The organism is Lactobacillus sp. HBUAS51381 (genome assembly GCF_012641095.1).
GTDB lineage: Bacteria > Bacillota > Bacilli > Lactobacillales > Lactobacillaceae > Levilactobacillus.
The window spans coordinates 21,556-44,580 of the sequence record NZ_JAAVSC010000005.1; the positions used below are offsets into that span (position 1 = coordinate 21,556).

The 23,025-nt window shown below is 49.3% G+C and carries 12 protein-coding genes; 1 reads left to right on the forward strand and 11 read right to left on the reverse strand.

Annotated features, from left to right (window positions below; genetic code table 11):
- Nucleotides 1-282: 282 nt before the first annotated feature.
- From HEQ50_RS02785 to HEQ50_RS02810, 6 genes are all read right to left on the reverse strand, one after another.
- Nucleotides 283-1,425: a hypothetical protein gene (locus tag HEQ50_RS02785; protein WP_168899012.1), complete on the reverse strand. Its 1,143-nt coding sequence runs from the start codon at nucleotides 1,423-1,425 to the stop codon at nucleotides 283-285.
- 454 nt (nucleotides 1,426-1,879) lie between these two features.
- Nucleotides 1,880-3,439 carry a DEAD/DEAH box helicase gene (locus HEQ50_RS02790; protein WP_168899013.1) on the reverse strand — a complete coding sequence of 520 codons (1,560 nt, stop codon included), beginning with the start codon at nucleotides 3,437-3,439 and terminating at the stop codon, nucleotides 1,880-1,882.
- Nucleotides 3,440-3,630: 191 nt separating this feature from the next.
- Nucleotides 3,631-5,019 (reverse strand): UDP-N-acetylmuramoyl-tripeptide--D-alanyl-D-alanine ligase, encoded by a 1,389-nt coding sequence (murF, locus tag HEQ50_RS02795; RefSeq protein WP_168899014.1) that lies wholly within the window; start codon nucleotides 5,017-5,019, stop codon nucleotides 3,631-3,633.
- Between the two features lie 292 nt (nucleotides 5,020-5,311).
- Nucleotides 5,312-6,097 (reverse strand): hypothetical protein, encoded by a 786-nt coding sequence (locus HEQ50_RS02800; RefSeq protein ID WP_168899015.1) that lies wholly within the window; start codon nucleotides 6,095-6,097, stop codon nucleotides 5,312-5,314.
- Between the two features lie 73 nt (nucleotides 6,098-6,170).
- A complete protein-coding gene (htpX, locus tag HEQ50_RS02805) occupies nucleotides 6,171-7,064 on the reverse strand; it encodes a zinc metalloprotease HtpX (protein ID WP_168899016.1) in 894 nt (297 codons plus the stop codon).
- Nucleotides 7,065-7,072: 8 nt separating this feature from the next.
- Nucleotides 7,073-7,651: a LemA family protein gene (locus HEQ50_RS02810; protein ID WP_168899017.1), complete on the reverse strand. Its 579-nt coding sequence runs from the start codon at nucleotides 7,649-7,651 to the stop codon at nucleotides 7,073-7,075.
- A gap of 105 nt (nucleotides 7,652-7,756) precedes the next feature.
- On the opposite strand from HEQ50_RS02810, the gene HEQ50_RS02815 reads away from it, so the two are divergent.
- Entirely contained in the window at nucleotides 7,757-8,215 is a 459-nt protein-coding gene (locus HEQ50_RS02815) for a low molecular weight protein-tyrosine-phosphatase (protein ID WP_168899018.1), read from the forward strand.
- Nucleotides 8,216-8,586: 371 nt separating this feature from the next.
- On the opposite strand, the gene HEQ50_RS02820 is transcribed toward HEQ50_RS02815, so the two are convergent.
- The 5 genes from HEQ50_RS02820 to HEQ50_RS02840 all read right to left on the reverse strand — a co-directional run bounded on the left by HEQ50_RS02820 (nucleotide 8,587) and on the right by HEQ50_RS02840 (nucleotide 22,603).
- A complete protein-coding gene (locus tag HEQ50_RS02820) occupies nucleotides 8,587-10,914 on the reverse strand; it encodes a hypothetical protein (protein WP_168899019.1) in 2,328 nt (775 codons plus the stop codon).
- An 819-nt stretch (nucleotides 10,915-11,733) separates the two neighbouring features.
- A complete protein-coding gene (locus HEQ50_RS02825) occupies nucleotides 11,734-13,992 on the reverse strand; it encodes a hypothetical protein (protein ID WP_168899020.1) in 2,259 nt (752 codons plus the stop codon).
- A 668-nt stretch (nucleotides 13,993-14,660) separates the two neighbouring features.
- The gene (locus HEQ50_RS02830) at nucleotides 14,661-16,808 is read right to left on the reverse strand and encodes a hypothetical protein (RefSeq protein ID WP_168899021.1); all 2,148 of its coding nucleotides are present in this window, start codon (nucleotides 16,806-16,808) and stop codon (nucleotides 14,661-14,663) included.
- A gap of 282 nt (nucleotides 16,809-17,090) precedes the next feature.
- Entirely contained in the window at nucleotides 17,091-19,613 is a 2,523-nt protein-coding gene (locus tag HEQ50_RS02835; protein ID WP_168899022.1) for a hypothetical protein, read from the reverse strand.
- Between the two features lie 563 nt (nucleotides 19,614-20,176).
- A complete protein-coding gene (locus HEQ50_RS02840; protein ID WP_168899023.1) occupies nucleotides 20,177-22,603 on the reverse strand; it encodes a hypothetical protein in 2,427 nt (808 codons plus the stop codon).
- Between the last annotated feature and the right edge of the window lie 422 nt (nucleotides 22,604-23,025).

Sequence of the window (23,025 nt, forward strand, 5' to 3'; positions counted from 1 at the left end):
GCCGTGAGTGAGCCAAATCTGGGCTCAGCCGGGGGAGTTATGACTGGCGGGCTACCAGTCATTACTCGGCGACTTGGAAACGCCGATCTTTGGCGGTTCCAAGCGAGGACCAAGACCGCTCTTCGGCTTGGTCCGTCCTTCCCCAGCGTTCCAGCCCAGACTTTGGCGAACGGCAAGGCGGCCAGCAGACAATTTCGTTACCCGACACTAAAAACCGGCGGGCCACCGTGATTGGTGGTTCCACCGGTTTTGGACATACGCGATTGTGCCAATCAGCACGGTTTACAGCTGCACGGACTCTCTGATCCGGAGCTGCGCGGCAATCGGACTGCGGGTTGGCATCGCAGCTGCCGGGAGTACCTCGACCTGCCCACCACGCTGCGAGACTAGCAACGCGAGGTCGTTGTACAAGTTATTCTGCCGACTTAAGGCCGTCGCCGTCATCACGTCCCCACTCTCCGTTAGGTGACCCGATTGAAAGGCATCGTCTTGAATCCACAGTTTGGTCAGCTGACCTTGAACCGCCGCCGTCGCCAACGCACCCAAATCCTGAACCACTTGTTTCTGCTGGCGCATCTTATCATAGGCATCCTGTCGAATCTGGTTCGCCTGAACATGGCGTTGGTCGTTCACGCCGACCATTAACGCCACCAACGTCTGATTAGCCGCGGCTAAATTGGGATTCTGGACGACCCGCACGTTAGCATCTAAATACGCGTTCTGCGATAGCTTCCGAAAGTTTCCTTGGTTATTCGCACCGGCAACCAAGATCAAGGGCACCTGATTGACGTTAGAAAACTGTTGGCTAACGTAAGCGTCCACCGCCATGAAATAGTTGCGTTGGTCGGCCGCCTTGCTGGCATCCAGTGTTCCCGTGCCGCTGTAATGGGTACTGTCACCCGCGGAACGTTGCCACCGTCCCCGATCGCGCAGTTCGCTACCCAACGCTTTCTCCAGCGTGGTGGGAGCATCGACGGGAAGATTAACCAACTCCGGTCGCCCATCCCGAACTTGTGCGAATTCGAAGCCCCGACTATCCAATAGCAGGAGGTCATAATCACTGGTCGTATCGCGAGACTGCAGAATCGGTAGAACGTTGGGCTGATACGTCACCGTCACCGTGGGCGCCACGGCCGTATGGAGCCAATAATGGTAACTGTCCGTGGCCCCCGCCATAATCAGTAATCCACGGGCACTCCCATTCGTCAGTGGACCGTGCTCATACGGCGCAAAGAATTCTTCATAGGCGGCCCAATGGCGCTTGGGGGCCACAGCCTCCAGCCGGCGTTTACCTTGCTTAAGTAGACTGTTGAATTGGGTCCGATCGGTTGCCGGAACGCCCGTAACGGGCAAGGTCATGGTCACAAATGGCCCCGGCTTAGTGGCGAGTGCAGAAGCAGCGTGTAAATCAAAATAATTAGCCATACTGATTAACCTCCGTGGTTGGGTGTCTGGGGGAAGATACGTCTGATTAGTTATTTCATATCATTTCGATAAGAGAATAATAGCACACGTTCAAACTCAGCGCAACTAAAAATATATACTCACAAATTGATTTGTGGGGTGATTCGTTTCGTAACCAAGCAAAAGCCACCGTCATATCGCCGTTCTTTACCCCCTCTAACTTAGACGATTAAAACCATTTTTTTGTGATCACACCGGCTAACTCCCGATTCTATGGCAATCTCTTACTTTTGTCCGCGCGATCCCGCCAGCCCTTCTGAAGAGTGTACCGTTATGACATAGGCCATTTACAGTTTGTACGATTTCGTCTTTAATTGACAACTTTATCCAAGCTTCTAAACTTTTGGTCAAAAGAAAAAGCAACCCCCGGTCTGCCTAACCGAGCGTTGCTTCCTTCTAATCAATTATCTTTAAATTAGTCTTTTTTCCGAATGGTGAACCCACGGCCACCTTCGGAACGCCGACCACTATTGCTGCGACGATTGCGATCGCCACCGCGACCACGTGAATCATGATTGCGTGAATCATGTCCATGACCGTGATCACCGTTGCCACGACGGTCTTGACGATGACGGTAGCCACCGCCATTGCCGCCGCGACGGTTACCACCACCGTGATGGTAGCCGCCACCGCCATGACGCTTGCCACCACGCTTAGGTAATGGCCGTTCTGGCGTAATCTTAACGGGCACTTGATTGTTGTTGTCCTTGGTTAAGTCGTTCAACAGAGCGGCAACCAAGTCTTCAGCATCGTATTGCGCCAACAGGCTTTCCGCCGTCTTCGCATACTTTTCAGTATCCGTCTTGTTCACGAGATCAGCGATCGTTTCCTTCGCTGCACCCAGTTGACTCACCAGAGCTTCTTCATCCGAAGGCGGCTTCAAAGGCAGCATCCGCACCTTCGTCAGCTTTTCGATTTCACGCAAGTAGTCCATTTCGTTAGGCGTCACGAAAGTCATGGAAACCCCATGCTTCCCGGCACGGCCAGTCCGACCGACACGGTGAACGTAACTGTCTGGATCTTGTGGAATATCGTAGTTGTACACGTGGGTGACATCGTTGATATCGATCCCCCGGGCAGCCACGTCCGTTGCGACTAAGATGTCCAACTTACCATGACGGAATTCGTTCATGATTTGGGTCCGGCGCTTTTGCGTCAGGTCCCCGTGGATTCCGGCAGCATTGTAGCCCCGGGCTTGTAATCCACTGGCAATTTCGTCAACCCGGCGCTTCGTCCGCGTGAAGACGATTGTCAAATCGGGATCTTGAACATCGAAGAACCGCGTCATGATATCGAACTTCTCGAAGTCACGAGAACGGACGTAGAATTGATCGATCAAGTCGGTCGTTAATTCCTTGGCCTTAATCTTCACGTGCTTAGGGTCTTGCATGAATTGCACCCCAACCCGCTTGATTTCTGGTGGCATCGTTGCGGAGAAGAGCATGGTTTGGCGCTTCTCTGGCAATTGCTTGATGATGTCTTCGATGTCGTCCAGGAAGCCCATGTTTAACATTTCATCGGCTTCATCCAGCACTAACATCTGAACATGATCCAGCTTTAAGGTGTGACGCCGGATGTGGTCAAGTAACCGACCTGGCGTCCCCACAACAACTTGTGGGTGGTTCTTTAAGGATTTGATTTGCCGACGGATGTCAGCACCACCGTAAACGACTTGGACGTTTGCCCGTTCATTCCGGCCTAATTTATAAATTTCTTCTTGGGTTTGAATCGCCAGTTCCCGTGTTGGGGAAACAACTAGCGCTTGTACATTTTCGTTCTTCTTATCAATCTTTTCAAGAATTGGTAAGGCAAATGCCGCAGTCTTCCCGGTCCCGGTTTGGGCTTGTCCAATAACGTCTTGACCCGCCAAAACCATGGGGATTGTCTCGGCTTGAATTGGGGTCGCTTCTTCGTAACCTGCTGTCGTAACAGCCTTCAGTAGGTCTTCAGAAAGACCCAGTTCTTTAAACTTCAAAAATAATTTCCTCCTAATAGGTGCATCGCGCCAGTGCCTCATAAATCTTGGAAAAAATCCGTTTTCCGTGATGCGATGAATGATTGGCTAACGCGGGGTATGTTTGCTTCGCTAAATAAGCAACTAAGCCATCATACAACGGTGAAACAAAATAAGCAACTCCCACGACTTGTGAGAATTGCTTATTATTTTCATGAATTTTCATGGGAATCCTGTAACGCCGCTAATACTTGCTCCAAATGAATGCCGTGAGATCCCTTTAATAAAATCTGATCGTCCGCAGTCAGCACGTCTTGAAGGGCTGATGTAAGCGCTGGCAAGGCATCCGCGGCAAAATGGGTCACCGCCAGATTGGGCTTTTCCTGCGCTAAACGCCGTTGCAGCGCCACCATGTGTGACCCCACTAAATAAACGTGACTGATCTTCGTTGGATCAATCGCCGTCGCCAAATCGGCGTGCATCGTGTCCGCTTGCATCCCCAGCTCGAGCATATCGCCCAGCACCACGTAACGCTTACCGGTAACCGGGGTCTGCGAGAAGGCCGCTAAGACCTGTTTCACGGCCGTGGGATTGGAGTTGTACACATCACTGAGAATATCTTCACCAGCGGTCCCCTTCACCCATTCTGCCCGGTTCTCGGTCAGATTAACGGTGCTGAGTGCCCGCTGTGCGTTCTCCGGACGAATGCGGTAAACGTTCGCCACGGCCAGAGCCGCCAGCGCATTATTGACGTTGTACGTCCCAATCATAGGGATACTGAAGGTCTTGTCCGGCCAGAGATTCGTGGTGAACGTCGTGTCCGTCGCGGTTCCCGCAATCTTGGTCGCAAAGAGTTCATCGTCAGTTTGCTGGCCAAAGGTGTGTTGCTGGAGATTCAGGTCCTGAGTCCGTTCGCGCAACAACGGTTCGTCCCCATTGTAGACGAGGATGCCGTCTTCACTGAGACCGTGGGTAATCTCCATCTTGGCATCCGCAATCTTATCCCGCGTCCCAAAGAATTCGATGTGGGCTTCCCCAATCATCGTAATCACGGCGATGTCCGGCGCAACCAGGTGACTCAGGAAGTCGAGTTGTCCCGGCCGATCCATGCCCATTTCAACGACCAACATCTCGGTGTTGGGTTCCATGGACAGCACCGTCATGGGCACGCCGATCTCATTGTTAAAGTTGGCATGGGTCTTGGTCACGTTAAATTGGGTGGCAAGAATGCTGGCAATCATATCCTTAGTGGTTGTCTTCCCATTACTCCCAGTGACGGCTACCACGCGCGGATTGATCTTGGTCAGATAATACTGTGCCAACGCCTGCAGGGCCTTCAACGAATCTGCAACCTGAATCACAGGAAAGTTAGCGGGAGCGGTCGCTAAGTCACGGGCCCACAACGTTGCGGCAGCGCCATGATCAATGGCAGACTGAATGAACTGATGGCCATCCTGCTCCCCAGTTAGTGGAATAAAGAGTCCACCTGGCTGAAGGTGTCGACTGTCAAAAGCTACACTCGTGACACTGACACTGCGCCATTGTTCGAAATCATTAATTGCTCCCACTGCATGAGCAATTTCAGAAAGCTGCATCTTCATGTTTTATGCTCCTATGTAACGGGCAGAGTGCAAGACTCCCCCGTCTCAAATTAATTTCTGAAGAGTCGTCAACTCTCCAGTTACGGTCGAAATAAAATACTGAAACTCATTATACCATGAATTCCACGATCCCAAATTAAAACTCGCGATAAAATCCATTGATCCGCTAACGATCGCCGGGATGGCCTCGTTTGATCGTTCGCTTATTTCAGCTCCCCATCGGCGTAACGCCGCCCATGAGGCCACAAAACCACCAGTGATCGCGTGACCACCAGTGGTTGGTTGATTGACATTAGATAAGATCCTTAACATCACTAAAGACCTGATTATCGTGAATACTCAAAGCCCATTCACGCGTGGTGAGATCGTAACGCAGACTGGCCACCTCACGGGAATCCGCATACACTTCTTCCTGCGTATACCAGGTGTTTTGCCGCTCTGGATGGGTGATGGCGCGCACCGGAATCACATAGATCCGGTGCCGTTCAACCAACTGATCAAAGGCAATGATCATGCCATCCAGCAGGCCCTGGATTAACTGAAGCAAGACTTCATGCGGGACATCGCTGATCGCCAACGGCCGCGCAAAGACCCACCGGTTGTTGTGCATGGCCCGTAGATGGCGTTTGATGCTTACCTCTAAGACGTGATCGAAGTCCGGCAAATTCCGGTAATACGTCTTGTAAAACCCATCACGCAGGGTTAAATAGGCATAATTATTCTGTAACTTGGCGTAAAATGGCGTTCGAATGTGGGTCTCCATGTGTGCCAAGTAAAGCAATTCGGCAATTTCACCGGGCAAGAGAAAGTCGAGATCATCGCCATGCGCGTAATCTAACCATTTGACCGCATGCTCATGCTTCGCCAAAAGATACCGCCGAATCTGGGTCTGCCCCGTAACCGTCATGAGGCGCGTGTGGGGATTAATCTCCACATCGCTCCCCGATTCCGCGTTCAGCAAAAGCAGCTGATTGGGGATCGCCGGAATCCCATTTAAAAAATCTGCTGGTGATATTCCCAACGAATAGATCATATTCGTCACGGGTTCCAAACTTAAGTACACAAAATTTCCGCGCATATGCTTACACTCTTTCCCCTAGTCTCATTGTTAATTGTACTACGAAACGGGTGCAAAAACTGCTACTTTATTTTTACATTTTCTCAAGTCGCGCAATCCGATCAGCAATTGGCGGATGCGTTGAAAACAAATCACCCAACCGGCGTTTGTGCTTAAATGGATCGCCGATATACAGCGCCGAACTGTTCGGATCGGCCGCCTTCATGGGCTCGCTATCGTCAATCTTACGTAACGCGTTAATCAGTCCTTGTGGATTCCGCGTTAATTCAACGCTAGAGGCGTCCGCGAGATACTCACGGTTCCGTGACAAGGCCATCTGGGCGATGCTAGCCGCCAGTGGTGCCAAGATCACCAGCACAATGGAAATCACGATCACAATCACGTTGCCAGCCGAATCACGATCATCATCGCGCCGGCGACCGCCACCCCACCATAGCCAGTTGCTGGCAAAGTTCACCAGCATCCCAATGGCCGCGGATAGGGCTAAAGCGATGGTTTGGAGCCGAATATCGTAGTTCCGCACGTGGGAGATCTCATGACCGATGACGCCCTCGAGTTCCTCACGGTTTAAGCGTTGGAGAATCCCCGTGGTCACAGCCACGGCCGACTTCTCAGGGCTATTCCCCGTCGCAAAGGCATTGGGACTCGGATCATCAATGATGAAGACCCGCGGCATGGGAACTTTACCGACCAGTGCCATATCCTCAATCATGTGCCACAACTGGGGGGCTTGGCTCACATCGGTAATCTCGCGGGCATGGTTCATGCTCATGACCACGTTGGTCGATTGGCTAATCATGATGAGCATGTAAACCAGCGCAACGACTAAGGCAATCACGGCACCCGATTGCCAGTTGTTCCAGAAGAGGTAGCCGAGAGCAGCCCCAATCGCCAGTACCAGCAGTCCAAAGCCAAACATGACGTAGCCTGTTCGCCGCTTATTCATGGCTATTTGGTCATATAACATGTTATCGCCTACTTATCGGATTGATTAAACTCGTCAAAATTAACCTTGGGCGTGGTCTTCTCTTCTTCAGGCACTTGTAGGTAATCGCTCTCCTGAAAGTGGTGAATTTTGGCGACAATATTGCTGGGGAAAGATTGAATCTTCACCGTCAGACTGGCCACGGAGCTGTTATACAACTGGCGAGAATACGCAATCTTGTTTTCGGTGTTGGTTAATTCTTCCATTAATTCCTTAAACTGCGTGTTCGCCTTCAGATCCGGATAGTTTTCGGACAAGGCAAAAAGTGACCGTAACGTGGTTGACAGTTGATTCGATACGGCCATCGTTTGTTGATGGTCATCGGCGGGAATGGCCGTTAATTGATTCCGCAATTCGACCACTTTCTTCAACGTTCCTTGTTCATAGTTTGCATACCCCTTGGTCGTTGACACCAAGTTGGGAATCAGATCGTTACGCCGTTTGAGCTGCACGTCAATCTGACTCCAGGATTCCTGCACATACGTCCGGGTTTTAATCAAGCCGTTGTAAGCACTGACGTACCACAGGACTAAAAGTGCTAAGACGACAATTAAGATAATCCAGGCCATTTCGGTCACTCCTTCTCAAAATTTCTGGTACACTCATCATAACAAAAGGTGATTTCAGACGCCAACAAGTCAGTCTGACTTTACCAATAATTAGGAGGTTTCCCAATGCAACACGTGCTTTTTGTTTGCTTAGGCAACATCTGTCGTTCCCCCATGGCCGAGGCCATCTTCAACGACTTGCTAAAACAACGCCATTTGACGTCGCAATTCGCAGTCGCTTCCGTGGCCACGAGTCCCGAAGAGGAAGGTAATCCCCCGCATCCGGGCGCGCTCAAAGCGTTGCGGGCGCACGGCTTAGACGCCAGTGACCACCGTTCCCGGCCGATTACGGCAGAAGACTTCGACTGGGCGGATACCATCATCACCATGGACCACGCCAACGTGGCGAACTTGCAACGCATGGCTCCCAATGCGACCGATGCCGCCAAAGTGAAGCTCTGCCTCGACATTCTACCCGGTCGCACGGGCGAGGCCATTGATGATCCGTGGTACACCCACAAATTTGAACTAACTTATCGGGAATTAGCGGCTGCGTTGCCGGCTTGGCTGGCGGCACTGGCTTAACTAAATCACGTTGTGTTCTCCCTTTGGATAGTATGGGGTGAACACAGCGTTTTTTACACTATTAATCCCGATTTTCTCTGGTAAAGCCGTCTTTTCTGATTCTACTGAAAATCAAGCCATCTCTATGCCCTTCTCAAGAAAACAATCTACTCGACAATCCCGACCTAGTCAGGCAAAAGTCGTTCACATCTTAGTGTAGCATATTTACTTTAAAAAGTGGATTCAAAAGGATTGATATAACTGTATTTATAAACGAAAAGGCATCTAAATCCCATCCAGCTTTTAGCAGATAAGTATACAAGGATTCTTTTATTTTTATGTCACTTAAAAAGCCAGTCGGACTATCCAACTGGCTACAAAATAACTAAATTCTATGATACATTCTCCACATCAGCAAGTATCCAGGAAATTTTACTCGTATACTCTCCCTCAGCCACCGCAGGATTCACATCGAGGAAAAGCCCCCGACTATCATTCCACAAACTAGTGACTTCAAACACATCATCATCAGATTTCGTCGTATGTGTCTCGATATTAACGGCACTTTGGGTTAAGCTATTCTCCTTATGGTCAGCACCAATGTAGTTTAAGCTTAGGTGATCATCCAGAGAATCGCTCTGTGATCGTTTCCATGGCGTTGCACTGGCTTGAAGCGTCCAGTGATCACCTTTTCCTATCGAGTCGTAGACCTTAACCGACCATTTATTCCTATCTGCCTGTAGATGCATTGCCGCTCCTGTTATCTTTTCGGTATTGAACGATGATTGCTGCTCAACAGAAATACTCTTGGTTCCTTCTAAGGTAATCGCGTACTTCAAACTATTTGCGGCACTCAAGTTGGTAGCTGCATCCGTTGCGGATAGCTCAATAATGTTTTTACTTCCACTTTTCAAATCACTCGCCGAAATGGTATAGCTAAACTTATAGAGTCCGTTACCGCCTTCATCCGTCGCAACAACCGACGTCAATACACTCGTACCATTATAGCGTGGACGTACCGTAATCTTCTTTCCAACTACGGGCGCCCCCGTAATGGTCCTATACTCAATCTCGCCGGTAACTGTGACATCGGCCGCTGTCTTCAAGTTTTCTGCCCCAGCTTGGTTGTTAGTACCTGGCGTAATGTTCTTGCCGGTCAAAGCCATCGTCATAATACTATCCCTAGGCTTAATCTGGAAGCCGTTAAGAGTTGCCTGAGTAATCGCGTTCGCTCCTTCAAACCTACTGGTTGTGGCCGCAATGTTTTCTGGCGAGCTCGCCGTTGCCGTACTACTAGTAGCAATTCCCGTCAAAGTAATCGTGGCCCCGTTAGTTTCACCAGCGTCTGTGTTATTGGATAAATTTCTGGCCAAGGTTTCACTCACTGATTGTCCCTTAATATTCACAGTTTCCGAATCATTGCCGGTCGCTTGTTTACCATCATCGTAGGTGATTTTGGCTGAACTGTATTCAATTCCGCCAGGTAAATTCAACTTATACTGAATATTTTGCCAAGAATCCCGGCCACTCTTGTAATTTAGGTGATAGCGCAGTGTCATCTGATCGCCAGTATAAACCACATCACTCGCGTCATCGATATTTTTATTGCCCTGTGAATTGTCAACTAGACTTGCGGTAACATCGGCATCGACCAATCCGGGAACCTGATCAAAGACTACAATATTGTTTTCCAACTTTTGACTGCTACTTGCACTCCCTGTAGACCCCGTGAACCCCCAGCGAACCAGACCGTCGGAACCCACGTTTAGATCCTTAGCAGGGTCGATATTAACACTACTCGTAAACGTCTGTTTTTGTGTCTCAGCCGACGTTGCTGACAGTGGTTCTTCACCAGCTACGGGCGTACGATCATTATAACTGTACGTCATCGTGTGCTTATAGCTGTCCCACTTCAGCGTCACGTGACGCCACCAGCCGGCATCTAAGAAAGTGAAGACACCCTTTTTATTTGCTTCTAACACCCCCTCATGAACCATCGAAGTATAGTAGTAATTAGACACCTGATTACTACGATAAGTTGCAGCTTGTCCCGGAAAGTTTGAAGCCACATGAGGGCCAAACACGTCTCGATCAAAGTTTGACACGGGTCCCCTAGCCAATGTAGTAATCGCATTAGCCTGAGAAGTCGTGGGTAGGATATCACGGTTAGAGGTCGTATCAAACTCCACTGCCCAACTGTTTTGAATGGCCAGTCGGGCGATGGCACTCGTATCAACTGACTTCGTCATATCCGTGCGAGAGTCCGTTCCCCAAACCCCCATCGATTGACCTGAAGCAGGCGTTCCGTCTGCCTTCTTGGCAATAGCGTTGACCCCATTACTATCATTCTGAAGAACAAAAGCCATTCCATCACCACTAGAAGAGGAAAAGCGCCCGTCGCCAAAGTACATCCACATTGAGACCGTTTGATCCTCATTAAGATTCATCCGTGCAGCATCACTTACCCAAATTGCCCCAGCTTGATTAGGACCATTAGTCAAGTTAACGGCTTGGCGTTTGCCAACGCCTGTAGCACTAATCTGTGCAGCATTGCCAGTGATGTTCCCAGTACTGAAATAATCATCGATTTCAACACCTTTAGGGGCGGTCTGCAAGATTTGATCATTGGTCATAACCGCCTGCGCCGTAACCCCAGTTCCCCCAAACAACAACCCCAGCCCAATGGCCATGCTACTTAAAAATATCATTCTAGATTTCACAGACTACCCACTCCTTTGACTCCAAAACGTCTCATCACCTTTTCAAGATGGTAATGCGTCAGTCATTTCTGCAATCGTGGTGTCAGTACTTTAGCGGTATATCACTTAAGTGCTGTAAATAAGTTCAGTTAACGTTCAAATCGTTGATTAACCGACACCCGATTACACCCCGTAGAATCAGCCACGCGTTTATTCAAAAGAAAAGACGACTCCCCTATACTGATTCGGCTGTTAACAACATTCATTATATTAGGCTGAGAAGCAAAATACAACTCCAAAGATTTGTCCGACCGCTTAATGTTTTCATTACAATATTTATTTTTGTGAATGCTTATTTAACACTATTTTTATAAGCATTCAGCACCCCATAACCACGCCATTTTGAATCGCCATCATTAGTACACCCTATAGCCTACTTTATGTATATTTGTAGAATTTATGCAATTTAGCCTCCGAAAATAATTATCTGTAACAACTCACATCACCAATTATTCTCACCTAACTTTCCATAACGGCTCAGAAATCGGTGGCGCTACGTGCACTTAATCCATCCACTTCTCGCAAAAATCCGCTAACTTTTTCGTCACACCAAAAAGCCAGTCGGACTATCCAACTGGCTACAAAGTGATTAAATTTTATGATACATTCTCTACATCAGCGAATGTCCAGGTAATAGGTCAATTAAAGCTGATATAACAGCATTTATAATCCAATCATAGTCCAATTTTAAAACCAATTTTAGCAGATAAGGGTGCTTATTTTATCAGAATATCTGGAAACTAAAAAAAAGCCAGCCCACTATCGGCTAGCTTTCAAAGTCTAGGCATCTGAATTTTCTGGTGTATCACTAAAACTCCACGTGATTTCTCCACCATAAAGTTCTGGGTGCTGACTCGGTCCACCAATTGTATTGCCTTGAACTTCTAGAAGCAGTCCATTATTGGCATCCCAGCCCTGAGTGATATCCGTCACATCATTGTCACTCTCAGTTGTTCGGTCCTTAATCTTTACAAAGCCGGCAGTCAGATCCGAAACATCGCTCCCTTGCTTGTAAATCAGCCTCCCCGGCAAGACTCCCATTCTAACCGATGCAAAGGTGGTTGATTTCGCATATAAGGTCCAATCATTATTGGTACCACGCGTGTCACTCACTGAAACTTTAAAATCATCACTGGGCTGGATGAATTGTGTACTCCCAGTTAGTGTGGTCTGTTTAAACGTTGCCCCCGTGGGAACACTCATATCCAGTGAGCCAGCCTTAACGGTAATCTTGTACGATATTTTGTCTGAAATTCGACCGTAGCCGTCTTCAGCGTACAATTTCAGCGTGTGAGGCTGTCCCGACGTCAACTTGTCTTGCGGAACATCGTAAGATACAGTCCCCGGCGTGTCCGTTGCCTTTAGCGGGATGGGCTGCTGTTCCGCACCATCGATGACAGGATGAATCACCGTACTACTATTATCCACAACGCTCCCATCCTCATAGCTCAGCTGTGCGGTCACGGGAACATCGGTTTTCGGTGCTACCGTCGTGCTTCCAGATGTACTGTCCCCCGTCCAAGCCATATGGAAGGCACCCGTCTTTGAAGGTGCGGTTACCGTAAATGCCGGCGTTCGCGCATCAGTCAGGGCGTTTGACCCGACAAACTTATTCGCTAATTCCGTCGTACTGCCAGCCTTTGCATCCCCGTTTAACGTAATCGTTGCCGTTGGATTGGTCTTGGATAACTCTTTGACTGGTAACGTCAAGGTACCCGACTCAATCTCTTCTTTACTCAACTTCGTGACGGGCAACGTACTATCCCCATACTCAATCGTCCCATCCGTGTAATCAATGTTAGCAGGTAAGTTAAGGTTTGCCTGAATATCCTTCCAGTTCTGACTACCGCCCGTGTATGACAGGTTGTAGGTGACCCGCATGCTGTGGCCGCCCCCAACAGTAGCACCACTGGTCACGGTCTTTTGATCAGTTTCGTCTTTAATCTCGGCCGTGCTATTAGCATTAACAATACCGGGAACTTGCTCAAAGATAACGATATTGGGTTCCCAGTTTGAACCGGTGGACCCTGTAAAGCCCCAACGCACTTTATCTGTTGTCCCAAACGTGCTCTTAGGGACACTAACCGTTTTAGTCGCAGGATTTGCTTTGGCGGCACCAGTCGTTGCGTCCTTATCATCAAAGATATACGTCATCGTTTCATTGGCCGCATTCCACTTTAAGGTGACATGATACCAAGCGCCATCTACCAGCCAACTGCTAGTTCGTCCTTCAATCGGCTGCGTATGGTTCATCGTTGCATAGTAATGATTTGTTGTGGTCGTGACATCTGTATATATTGGTTGTCCCCAAAAAGTTCCCGTTTGAACCTTTTCCGTCGTTGAGACCGGCACCGTATGCATATTGTATGTTGATCCGCTTCCTGGAAAACCTGAAGCGATATGAGCATTTTTCCAGTTCAAAGCATCATCAATGTCAAATGAACTTCCCTTCCCCAAAGCATCTTGTCCAGTTTGTTTATTTAAACTATCAGGTATATTGTTCCGAAACGTATCAAATTCCAATGCCCAACTCTTCTGAATCCCCGTCTTGGCAACTGCGTCCGCGTCCGACATTGTATCATCCTGATCAGTACCCCAAACACCTAACGTTTCACCACCAATGGGTTCCCCAGCGGCATTGGTTGTACTTGCTTTTATTCCACGGTCATCATTTTGCATAACAAAGGCCATTCCATCACCAGAACCGGAATTCCCATTACCAAAATACATCCACATAGCGGCTGTTTGATCCGAATCCAAGCTCATTTCTGAATCATCTTTCGTCCAAATTGTGCCCAATTGTCCCGTTGTATTGGTAAGCTGAACGGCTTTATCGGCACCATATCCGGTTTTTGCCAACACCGCTGAGTTACTCCCAATCTCCCCAGCTGTAAAGTAATCGGTCACCGACACCCCTTGTGGTGCCTTCGGTAGCACATCACGCACATTAGTTTGTGCCTGCGCCGTAACCCCTTGTCCCCCAACAAGCAACCCTAACCCAATGGCCATCACACTTAAAAATACCGTTTTAAATTTCAAACTCATCCGCTCCTTTAACCCCAAAAACGTACCATTACCTAGTCAGGATAATAGTTGCGTCACCCAGTTGTTTAATCGTGCGATTTGTTCCCTAAGGCCATTGTTCAATGGTTGCCCCAAAAAGTTAAGTTAACAAATGAACTTTCGCCGTTAGTCACTCGGCCCACGATAATCCCCGTAAAATTAGTGTTTCATCAGTATGCAGTTATACGCCGACTCCCCTATACTAATTCCATTATTAACAACTTTCATTATATTAGGTTTAACATAGAAATACAACTCTAAAAACTATTTTTAGTAATCATTAATTCTCAGCTGATAACCATTTCGATGAATACTTGTTACGGCTAGCATACAGCTCTTTTAACAAAGGCCGAAAGCAAGCGAATTTGTGACTATGCAATGGTCATGGTTAACATTTTCTGTATACATACTTATTATTTTTATACATAACTGCCACACAAAAATATTTATCTGTAACAGCTTTCAGATCAGCTTTTTCTTCACCACTTTCAAGATAGTGTCCACATTAATTACAACCTATCATCTATCCTAATCGCCCGAGATTCTCTCTTCACCGTGTCTCTCCTAACCAAAAATAGCGAATCCCCAACTCTCGTTGAAGATTCGCTATGCTTTAAGGTGCTTTCTAATATCGTGAATTCAGCCTAACTCGGTGCATTGCTTAACGTCCACGTGACTTTCCCCGTGTAGGTTCCGGCCACGGCGCCACCATCGACTTGCAGATAGAGTCCCGTCGAGGCATTCCATCCACTAGCGACATCCGTGGTCGATCCACTCGTTGCATCAGTCGTGTGCGTCGCAATCGTTGTCGGCGTCGAACCCAAGACCAGATCGTCATTGGCCGTGCGATACCGCAGTTGTCCCGCCAGTTGATGACCCGCATCATCCGTAAATGGTGTGGTGCTGGCCTGCAACTGCCAGTGATTCCCCGCCGTACGGGTATCATCCACATTCAGTTGCCAATCGTCTGCGGGTAGGATATCCTGTGTCGTCCCGATTAAGGCGGTAGGCTTAAAGGTACTGGTTGCGGAGACCTTGCCAAAGTCCAACGACCCCACAACAATGGTAATGTTTAGATCATTCGACACATCGCCTAAGGTATCGCTGGCATACAGATTCAGGGTGTTGGTCCCCGGCTTCAGACTAGCGGCCGGAACCGTGTATGAGAAGCTCCCAGGACTAACGGTCGTCGTGGCGAGATCCTGGCCGTTTAAGGTTGGATGAAGGGTGACGCCTTTGCTGGCGACACTGCCGCCCAGAACCGAGGCCACCCCTGTAATGTCGGCATCTTGATTGGCATCGACATTTACCGTCGATGACGTGCCCAGCAAAAGACTTAACGAGGAACTCAGCTGTTTAACTGAGAACCCATTCATCGTAGCCGAGGTAATGGCATTACTGCCGACGAAGTCTCCCCGTGAACTGGGAACCGTCGTGGCGGTGCCGCTAGCCTTCGCGTAGACGGAAACGGTCGCCTTGGGCTGACTAGTCGTTAAGGATTGGGGGAGCGTGGTCGTTAAGGTTTGATTGGTCAGGTCACTCACGTCAAAGTTCGATGTCGTACCATCCGGATTGGTGATCTGCCCGCTAGTGGGGGTAACCCCCGTTGGCAACTTGAGGTTCGCGCGAATATTACGCCAAGGGGCACTCCCCGAGTCGTAGTTCAGCTGGTAGTCCAGTCGAAGCCGATCATTGGTGTTGACGCTATCGCCGGCCGCAACCACCTTATTTTGCGTCAAGTCGTGGACGGTCCCCGTCGCACTACTATTGACCAGACCGGGGATCTGTTCGAAGGTCACCAAATTATTCTCCGAATTATCCCCCGTTGAGCCCGTAAAGCCCCACAGCGCGGTAGTCTTGTTCCCAATTTGACTGGGCTGAATCGTCACCGACGCGGACTGGCCGGTCTGTGCATCCCCCGTCGCTGGGTCTTTATCGTTCAGCGTATAAGTCATGGTATCCGTGCTGGCCGTCCACTTCAGACTGAGATGGTGCCAAGCGCCATTCGATAGAAACTTGGAATCCGTTCCTTGGATTAAGCCGGAATGGTTCATGACCGTCGCGTAGTTATAAATTGAATTTTGAAGATCGACATTGACCGCCTTACGCGCATAGGTATTTAGATTTCCCGGAAGCCCTGATGCCACGTGAGGATACCGTAGTGAATTGTCAAAGCTCGTGGCCTTCGTCGTATTATTATCCATATATTGGTTATTCACAAAGGTGTCAAATTCCAGCGCCCAACTATCCTGAATGGCTTGGCTGGCCACCTTGGTCGCCCCGCCTATTTCCGTGGTGTAATCATCCGGATAGCCCCAAACGCCTAGCGATTCACCACTCGCTGGCTGACCATCCTTGGTTAGCGCCGTGGCCTTGGTTCCCCGTGGATCATTTTGCAGGACAAAGGCCATCCCATCGCCGGCATTCCCCTGCTTGTTACCAAAGTACATCCACATAGAGGCCCGCTCATCTCGAGAAAGGTCAAAGGCAATCGCACTATTCGCCCAAATCGTTCCCAGTTGATGCGTGCCGTTGGTCAATTGTACCGCTTGGGTTCCCATGGTGCTGGGATTGGTGGAGTCCTGGACCTTGGCCGAATTGACGCCATCAAAATCCCCAATCTTAAAATAGTCACTGAGTGGCAGTCCCTGTGGCATGCTCTGTTGGGCAGCCGCAAGATCCGCAGCGTCCTGATCGGTCGTACTATCCGCGGCCTGCCCCGTCAGACCACCACCGGCAAACACCGCCCAAATCGCGACAAGTATCCCTAGTAAACCTGTCCGAAATTTCATAAGACACACGACTCCTTCCCCCAAAACACTCAATACACTTCATCTTTAGTATACGAGGAAGTTCAGCCACACCAGTATTTAAGCACCGCTATCGTTAGGTAAATAACATTACCAATCAATTACCCCTATTCGTATCAGAATCGTCTCACGTCAAAATAAAAAAGCTACCCCCATTTCTGGGTGTAACTTCTTTCAGTACTGGATTTAAGGCCTGATCGTACCAAATCAAGTAGCCGATTTCAGCCATCATTGTTCGCTGGTTTCCCAGCAATCTCTGCACGCTTAGCTAGTTGGTGTACTGGTACTCCCCGTGTCCACTGAGTTAATGAATGACCACGTAATCTCACCGCTATAAACACCTTGTACCGCACCACTGTTGACTCTCAGCATGATACCGCTCTGATCCGTCCAGTCCTTAGCAATGTTCGTAGTCAACTCCGTCCCATCTTTGCTAGCACTGCCGCTAGCGATAACGGGGTTATCTGAACCATCCAAGTGATGTCTTATACCCTTTGCATCAACATAGATCAGCTCACCGTCCAGTTTCGTTTTAACCGCCGTACCAGTCGTGTACATGCCGTCCGTCCTAGCCGTCACGCTCCAGGGTGCCGCGTCTCCTTTGTCTTCTGTATCCTCTGTATCTTCTGTGTCTTTTTGGGTATTAATCTGGTTGTCATCCACATCCAGGCTCCAGTCGCTATCCCGTTTAATCAGGACACTACCGCTCCCCGTCAACGTCGTCGGCTCAAAGGTCATATCACCACTGGTATGGCCGAAGCCCACGGTTCCCGCAACCACGGTCGCATTCACGGTCGTTGAGGTAATTTTGGTATCCCCCGATCCATATGTGGCATAGAAGCTAATCGTATTATTGCCGGGCTGCAACTTACTATTAGGCACATCGTAGTCAAAGTAGTATGGACTATTGCCAAGGGTCGGGTCGGACGATGGCATACTCTCCATGGTCACGGCGTCTTGCGACACCCCGTTGATTGCCGGGTGAACCACAATATCTTTCGCCTTAACTGCATTTATGTCATGAGGCAGCGCTGTGCCAATGACATGGGCATCGTCTGCACCACCATAATTAACCTTCAGTACCCCTTTATCCTTAAATGTATCCATTAACAAATCAGCGTTCACTTTGGATGTAATTTTAAAGCTGGGCAATTTAGCCGATGAAGAGGCGTTCGTCCCGGTAAAGTAGCTGGTCTGAGCTGCCTCGGTGACTCCGGTTGTACTTGTCGCGACGTTGTTCGCCGTTCCCGTCAACGTAATCGTGGCGTGTTGCGTCCCACTCATCGTGAGTCCACTGCCAGCCAAGGGCACCTTCAGGACTTGGGACTGACCACCTGGGGCTGAGCCGATCGCACTGGTGTCTACCGTTCCACTAGTCCCGTCTGGATAGTCAATGGTCCCCTTCGTAATGGTCAAATCTTTGGGAACGTACAAATTGGCATTAACGGATTTCCAGTCTTCATCGCCATCCGTCCGTCCAAAGTTATAGGTCAACTTCACGGTCGAGTTCCCAGGAATCGATCCACCATCGTTGACATCCTCATAATCACCGAAATTATTATTCAAGTAGCTCAGCTTAGCCGTAGCTTCCGTTTGCGCTTGACCAGGAAGTTGGTCGAAAATCACATAGTTGTTTTCGGAAGCCGCTCCGGTCGACCCTGTAAAGCCCCAGCGAACCTTCGTCTGTCCAGATGCTAAGTTGAACTTACTGAGGTCAATGGGAACCGTTGCGTAATCTGATGATGCGACGGGCATCCCCGTATCTGGATTCTTATCGTTATACGTATAGGTCATTGAGCCCTTGCCACCAGCTGTGGTCGGTGGCGTGTAATCAACGGTAATGTGATGCCACCGCTGGTCGGACAAATTCCCGCTGGTTCCCGTAGGCCCTTCGTCGAGATAGCCCAGATGTCGCATCGAATAGTAATAGAAGTCGCCCTGGTAATCCTGAACGGATCCCATCGGCATTTTCTTTTGTCCTTTGGCATAGTCCGATGTCTCAACATAGGTGTCACTACTCCCCGGATAATTCGAGGCAATGTGCGTATCCGCAATCGGTGACTGGCCGCTGGGCGTCTCCCCATTGACATCAAACGACGTGGGTTGTTGATTCGTAAAGTTCCAAGTCGGATTCGTCTTAGGTCCTATTTCGAAAAAGTCAAGATCGTCATAGGTTGGCTGCGTTGGAATGGACCCATTCGGGAAAGTATCGAATTCCAAGGCCCAACTGTTTTGAATCGCCGTGCTGGCAACATTGGTTTGTGCAAACAAAGAATCTGGCACACCCCAGACCCCCATTGACTCACCGGAACCGGAATAGACGTTGGTTCCCCCGTTTTGTAAAACAAAGGCCATCCCATCACCGGCACTCGTACTAGCACTGGCGTTTCCTTCAGCGCTGGCATAGATCCACATTGAAGCGGTTTCTTTTTTACTTAGGTCAAAGGACTGATCGCTCGACCAAATAGACCCCCAGCTCTGTGTCGTCCCGGCTTTAGAAATTTGAATGGCACTATTGGAGCTCCCGCCTGTGTTACCAGCAGCTATCAATTTAGCCGCATTGCTCCCAGAAGCCGTGGAAACCGTATTATCAATCGTAAAGTAATTTGATTTCGTTCCACTCCCCAAGAATACCCCTTGTGGCGCATCGAGCAGCGCTTTTGCACCTGTATTATAAGTCGTTGACGCTATTGGATCAGCGTTAGCCGTCTGACCACTCACCCATAGCCCTAGTCCGGCAATGGTCAGTGCTGCTGTGATTTCCAGCAATCCCTTCCGTATAGTCATATTATGCCCCCTGTTCGGACTTAACCGAACCTGTGATTAACCTACAACTTTAAAAATCTGATGATTGTGCCTCGAAAATAATGGCAAAATAATTGATTGAATTGATAACCGTCCCAAACGGATGGTCACGGAAATATTTAACTACCCTAATAAATATAGTATACCATCATACCATCCAAATGATAAGCTAAATTAATGAACAAATTGTTCTCCCAGCGCCGTGTAAATTCACGGTCAAAGCGCCGCAATCGTCCCATTTATCCGCTTTCATCTTGTGTTTAGCTGTTTTAGATTGCCGTGCATGTTGTACCACGTCCTTATCCACAAAAGGTAAATGATGTAACACTTAAAAAATCCTAAAAAATGCTTGTCGAAAACCGTCCCAACTTCCTAAGCTTTATACGTTTTACACAACAGGTCTGGCTGTGAAATCACCTGCTTAGCGTTCAGCCTTAAGTTCGCACACGATCGTTCATGCTTGTCTTTGACGCCACGATGACCATTTCATCCCGCCAAAAACGGCGTCCTCCCAATGGAAGACGCCGTTGATAACCGATTATTAGTTATTGAACTGAATTAACAAACGACCAGTTGATCGTTCCGGCATAATTGCCTTCGACCGCTCCACTGTTCACCTTCAACCGAATGCCGGTGTCCGTCGTCCAGTCCTGGGCAATGTTCGTCGAAGTAGTCGTGCCGTCTGACGTCCCACTGGCAATTTCCGTTGGACTACTACCTAGCGTCTCGGTGGTCCCATCGCTCGCCGTATAAACCAGTGATCCATCCAGCGGGGTGCTGGTGGCCGTATTCTGCTGGAACATCCCATCCGTTGCGGCTTCTAATTTCCAGGTACTTCCGGAAGTCAACGAATCGTCCACATCTAGGCTCCAAGTCCCATCACGGCTTAGCGTACTGGCACTTCCCGTCAACGCAGAAGAGCCAAATGACAGATCCCCACTCATTGCGCCCAGTTGTGCCGTTCCGGCCGTAATCGTCCGCGAGATCACCGGCGATTTGTCCCCCGCCGTATCCTTGGCGTAAAAGCTAATCGTATTCTTGCCTGATTTAAGCTTGTCATTCGTAATCGGATAGGTGAAGCCGGTATTCCCATAGTTAGGATTGATATAAGCCTCGTCATCCATCTTAAACGAATCCAAGGCAACTTTGTTTAACTCGGGATAAATGGTGATGTCCGAACGCGATAGTGTCGTATCCGTCGGGACCGCAACACCCACAACACTCGCATCCTTGCCGCTATCGTAATTCACCTTTAGCGTGCTGGCACTATCATCGATATCCATGTTCAAGGCTGACTTCTTCACCGAGAACCCGGTTAGTTGGGCGACCGAAGAGGCGTTACTTCCTTGGAAATAACTGCTCGTACTGCTCTCCGTAGCGGTGGTGTCTTTGACCGTGCCATACAGGGTGATCTTCCCCGATTGGGTACCACTCAACGTGAGTCCGTCGCCATTCGTTCCCATCGAGACGGGAAGATCCGTGCCGCTGAGCTTGGACAGATCGACACTGCCGCCGTCTGTCCCATCTGGATTGGAAATCGTCCCGGAGGTCAGTGATATACTGCTAGGAATCTTCAGATCGGCATTCACGTCCTTCCAATCCTTGGTTCCACCGGTTCGTTTAAAGTCATATTCGAGTTTGACCGGCGTTCCACTAGTCAGTGCACCCGTACTGCTGTCGACCGTAGTATAGGTCCCATCGCTACCCTGTTGACTCAACGTCGCGGTCGCACTGGTATCGGCTTCACCCGGTATCTGGTCAAAGATAACGTAACTATTCTCGGTATTTTGCCCAGTTGATCCCGTAAAGCCCCAGCGGACCTTCGTTGAACCATCAGCCAGACTGAACTTGCTCAGAATAATCGGCACCGTTGCAGAGTTGGCGGGTGTCTGTGGCTGGCCCGTATCGGCATTCTTATCGTCGTAGGTGTAGGTCATCGAACCGTTCGCATCACTACCAGTGGGCGGCGTGTACGTCATTGTGACGTGATGCCATCGGTGATCGGATAAGTTCCCCGATCCCGTTGCCCCTTCGTCGAGGTAGCCCAGGTGTTGCATCGCGTAGTAGTAGTACGACGCTGAATAATCGTAAGTCCAAGCACTAGGCGATAGCGTAATACTCCCAAAAGTTATTGGCTTTGACCAGGCGTCTTTCTTTCCCGTTTGTGCCGTCCCCGTATAAATACTTGAATCGGCCGGATAATTTGAAGCAATATGGTTATCCGTACTGCTTACCGTTGTTCCGGAACCCGTGGGATTGCCGTCCGCATCAAAACTGTTGTAGTACTTTCCCAAATCAAAGGCAGATGGTGCGGACACTTCTGCACCATATGGCGGCGTATAGGCGTTACTAGCCGTATCGAATTCCAGTGCCCAGCTATTGGAAATTGCCGAGTCGCCTAAATTCGTCTGGTTATAGCTTCCTGGATCAACTCCCCAGACCCCCATGCTTTCACCAATCCCAGGATCATCAACCGTGGGCGTCGTACTGCTGCTAGAGTCAAACACCTTCGTATGGGCGAACGCATTGACCCCGTTCGTATCGTTCTGGAGAACAAAGGCCATCCCATCGCCAATGCTACTGGCACCTTCACCACTCGCATAGATCCACATGGACGCCGTCTCGGGCTGACTCAGATCAAAGGTCTTGTCCGTCGACCAGATCGAGCCCCACGTATTGGTCGCCCCAGCCTTGGAAATCTGAATCGCCGAGTTGCCAAGCCCGGTCGGACTGCCAGCATCAAGCAATTGGGCAGAATTCGTCCCTGTCGTCCCATCGGCATTATTACTAATGGTGAAGTAATCTTTATTCGCAGCATCATTCAGATCAACACCCTGTGGTGCACCGGTTAGTGCCGCTGCCCCCGTATAGTAGACCGCTGACTTGGCATCAGCCGTGACCACGGGTGCCCATAGCCCGAGACCGGCAATCGTCACCGCCACAACTCCTAATAGTCCCTTTCTAACCTGCATAAAATGCCCCCTTACCCGTTCATCACGCGGGTCTATTCTAACCGCAACCTTGTCGCCGCTTAACCATCCGACGACCATGTGCCCAATCAATCTGGAACAATCACGGACACGGGTTGGGTCTTAACCGTTCATCAGCCAACCACTAGTCATTGGTCGAACTGATATCATATATAGAGTATACCATCATAGGGTTCGAATGGTAATCACGCAAAGGTTAAGATTGTCGGCGACACAGTCGTTTCTCATAGCGGGTAAATGCCGAGCTATCAGCGTTCCATTACAGTCGGTTTTGTCATCAGTCGCCCACCCATTTTAAGATTCGTTTAAGCTCACAACGCCAAATGTGTAACATCAGCAATCATTTACCCATCGCGTAACAAAAAGCGGATCATCCCACCTCATCCGATGAGACAACCCGCTTT

Bases quoted from the DNA above. Each gene is read 5' to 3' on its own strand.
- HEQ50_RS02785 (WP_168899012.1), bottom strand. From the start codon at position 1,425: ATGGCTAATTATTTTGATTTACACGCTGCTTCTGCACTCGCCACTAAG.
- murF (WP_168899014.1), bottom strand. From the start codon at position 5,019: ATGAAGATGCAGCTTTCTGAAATTGCTCATGCAGTGGGAGCAATTAAT.
- HEQ50_RS02800 (WP_168899015.1), bottom strand. From the start codon at position 6,097: ATGCGCGGAAATTTTGTGTACTTAAGTTTGGAACCCGTGACGAATATG.
- htpX (WP_168899016.1), bottom strand. From the start codon at position 7,064: ATGTTATATGACCAAATAGCCATGAATAAGCGGCGAACAGGCTACGTC.
- HEQ50_RS02810 (WP_168899017.1), bottom strand. From the start codon at position 7,651: ATGGCCTGGATTATCTTAATTGTCGTCTTAGCACTTTTAGTCCTGTGG.
- HEQ50_RS02815 (WP_168899018.1), top strand. From the start codon at position 7,757: ATGCAACACGTGCTTTTTGTTTGCTTAGGCAACATCTGTCGTTCCCCC.
- HEQ50_RS02830 (WP_168899021.1), bottom strand. From the start codon at position 16,808: ATGAAATTTCGGACAGGTTTACTAGGGATACTTGTCGCGATTTGGGCG.
- HEQ50_RS02835 (WP_168899022.1), bottom strand. From the start codon at position 19,613: ATGACTATACGGAAGGGATTGCTGGAAATCACAGCAGCACTGACCATT.
- HEQ50_RS02840 (WP_168899023.1), bottom strand. From the start codon at position 22,603: ATGCAGGTTAGAAAGGGACTATTAGGAGTTGTGGCGGTGACGATTGCC.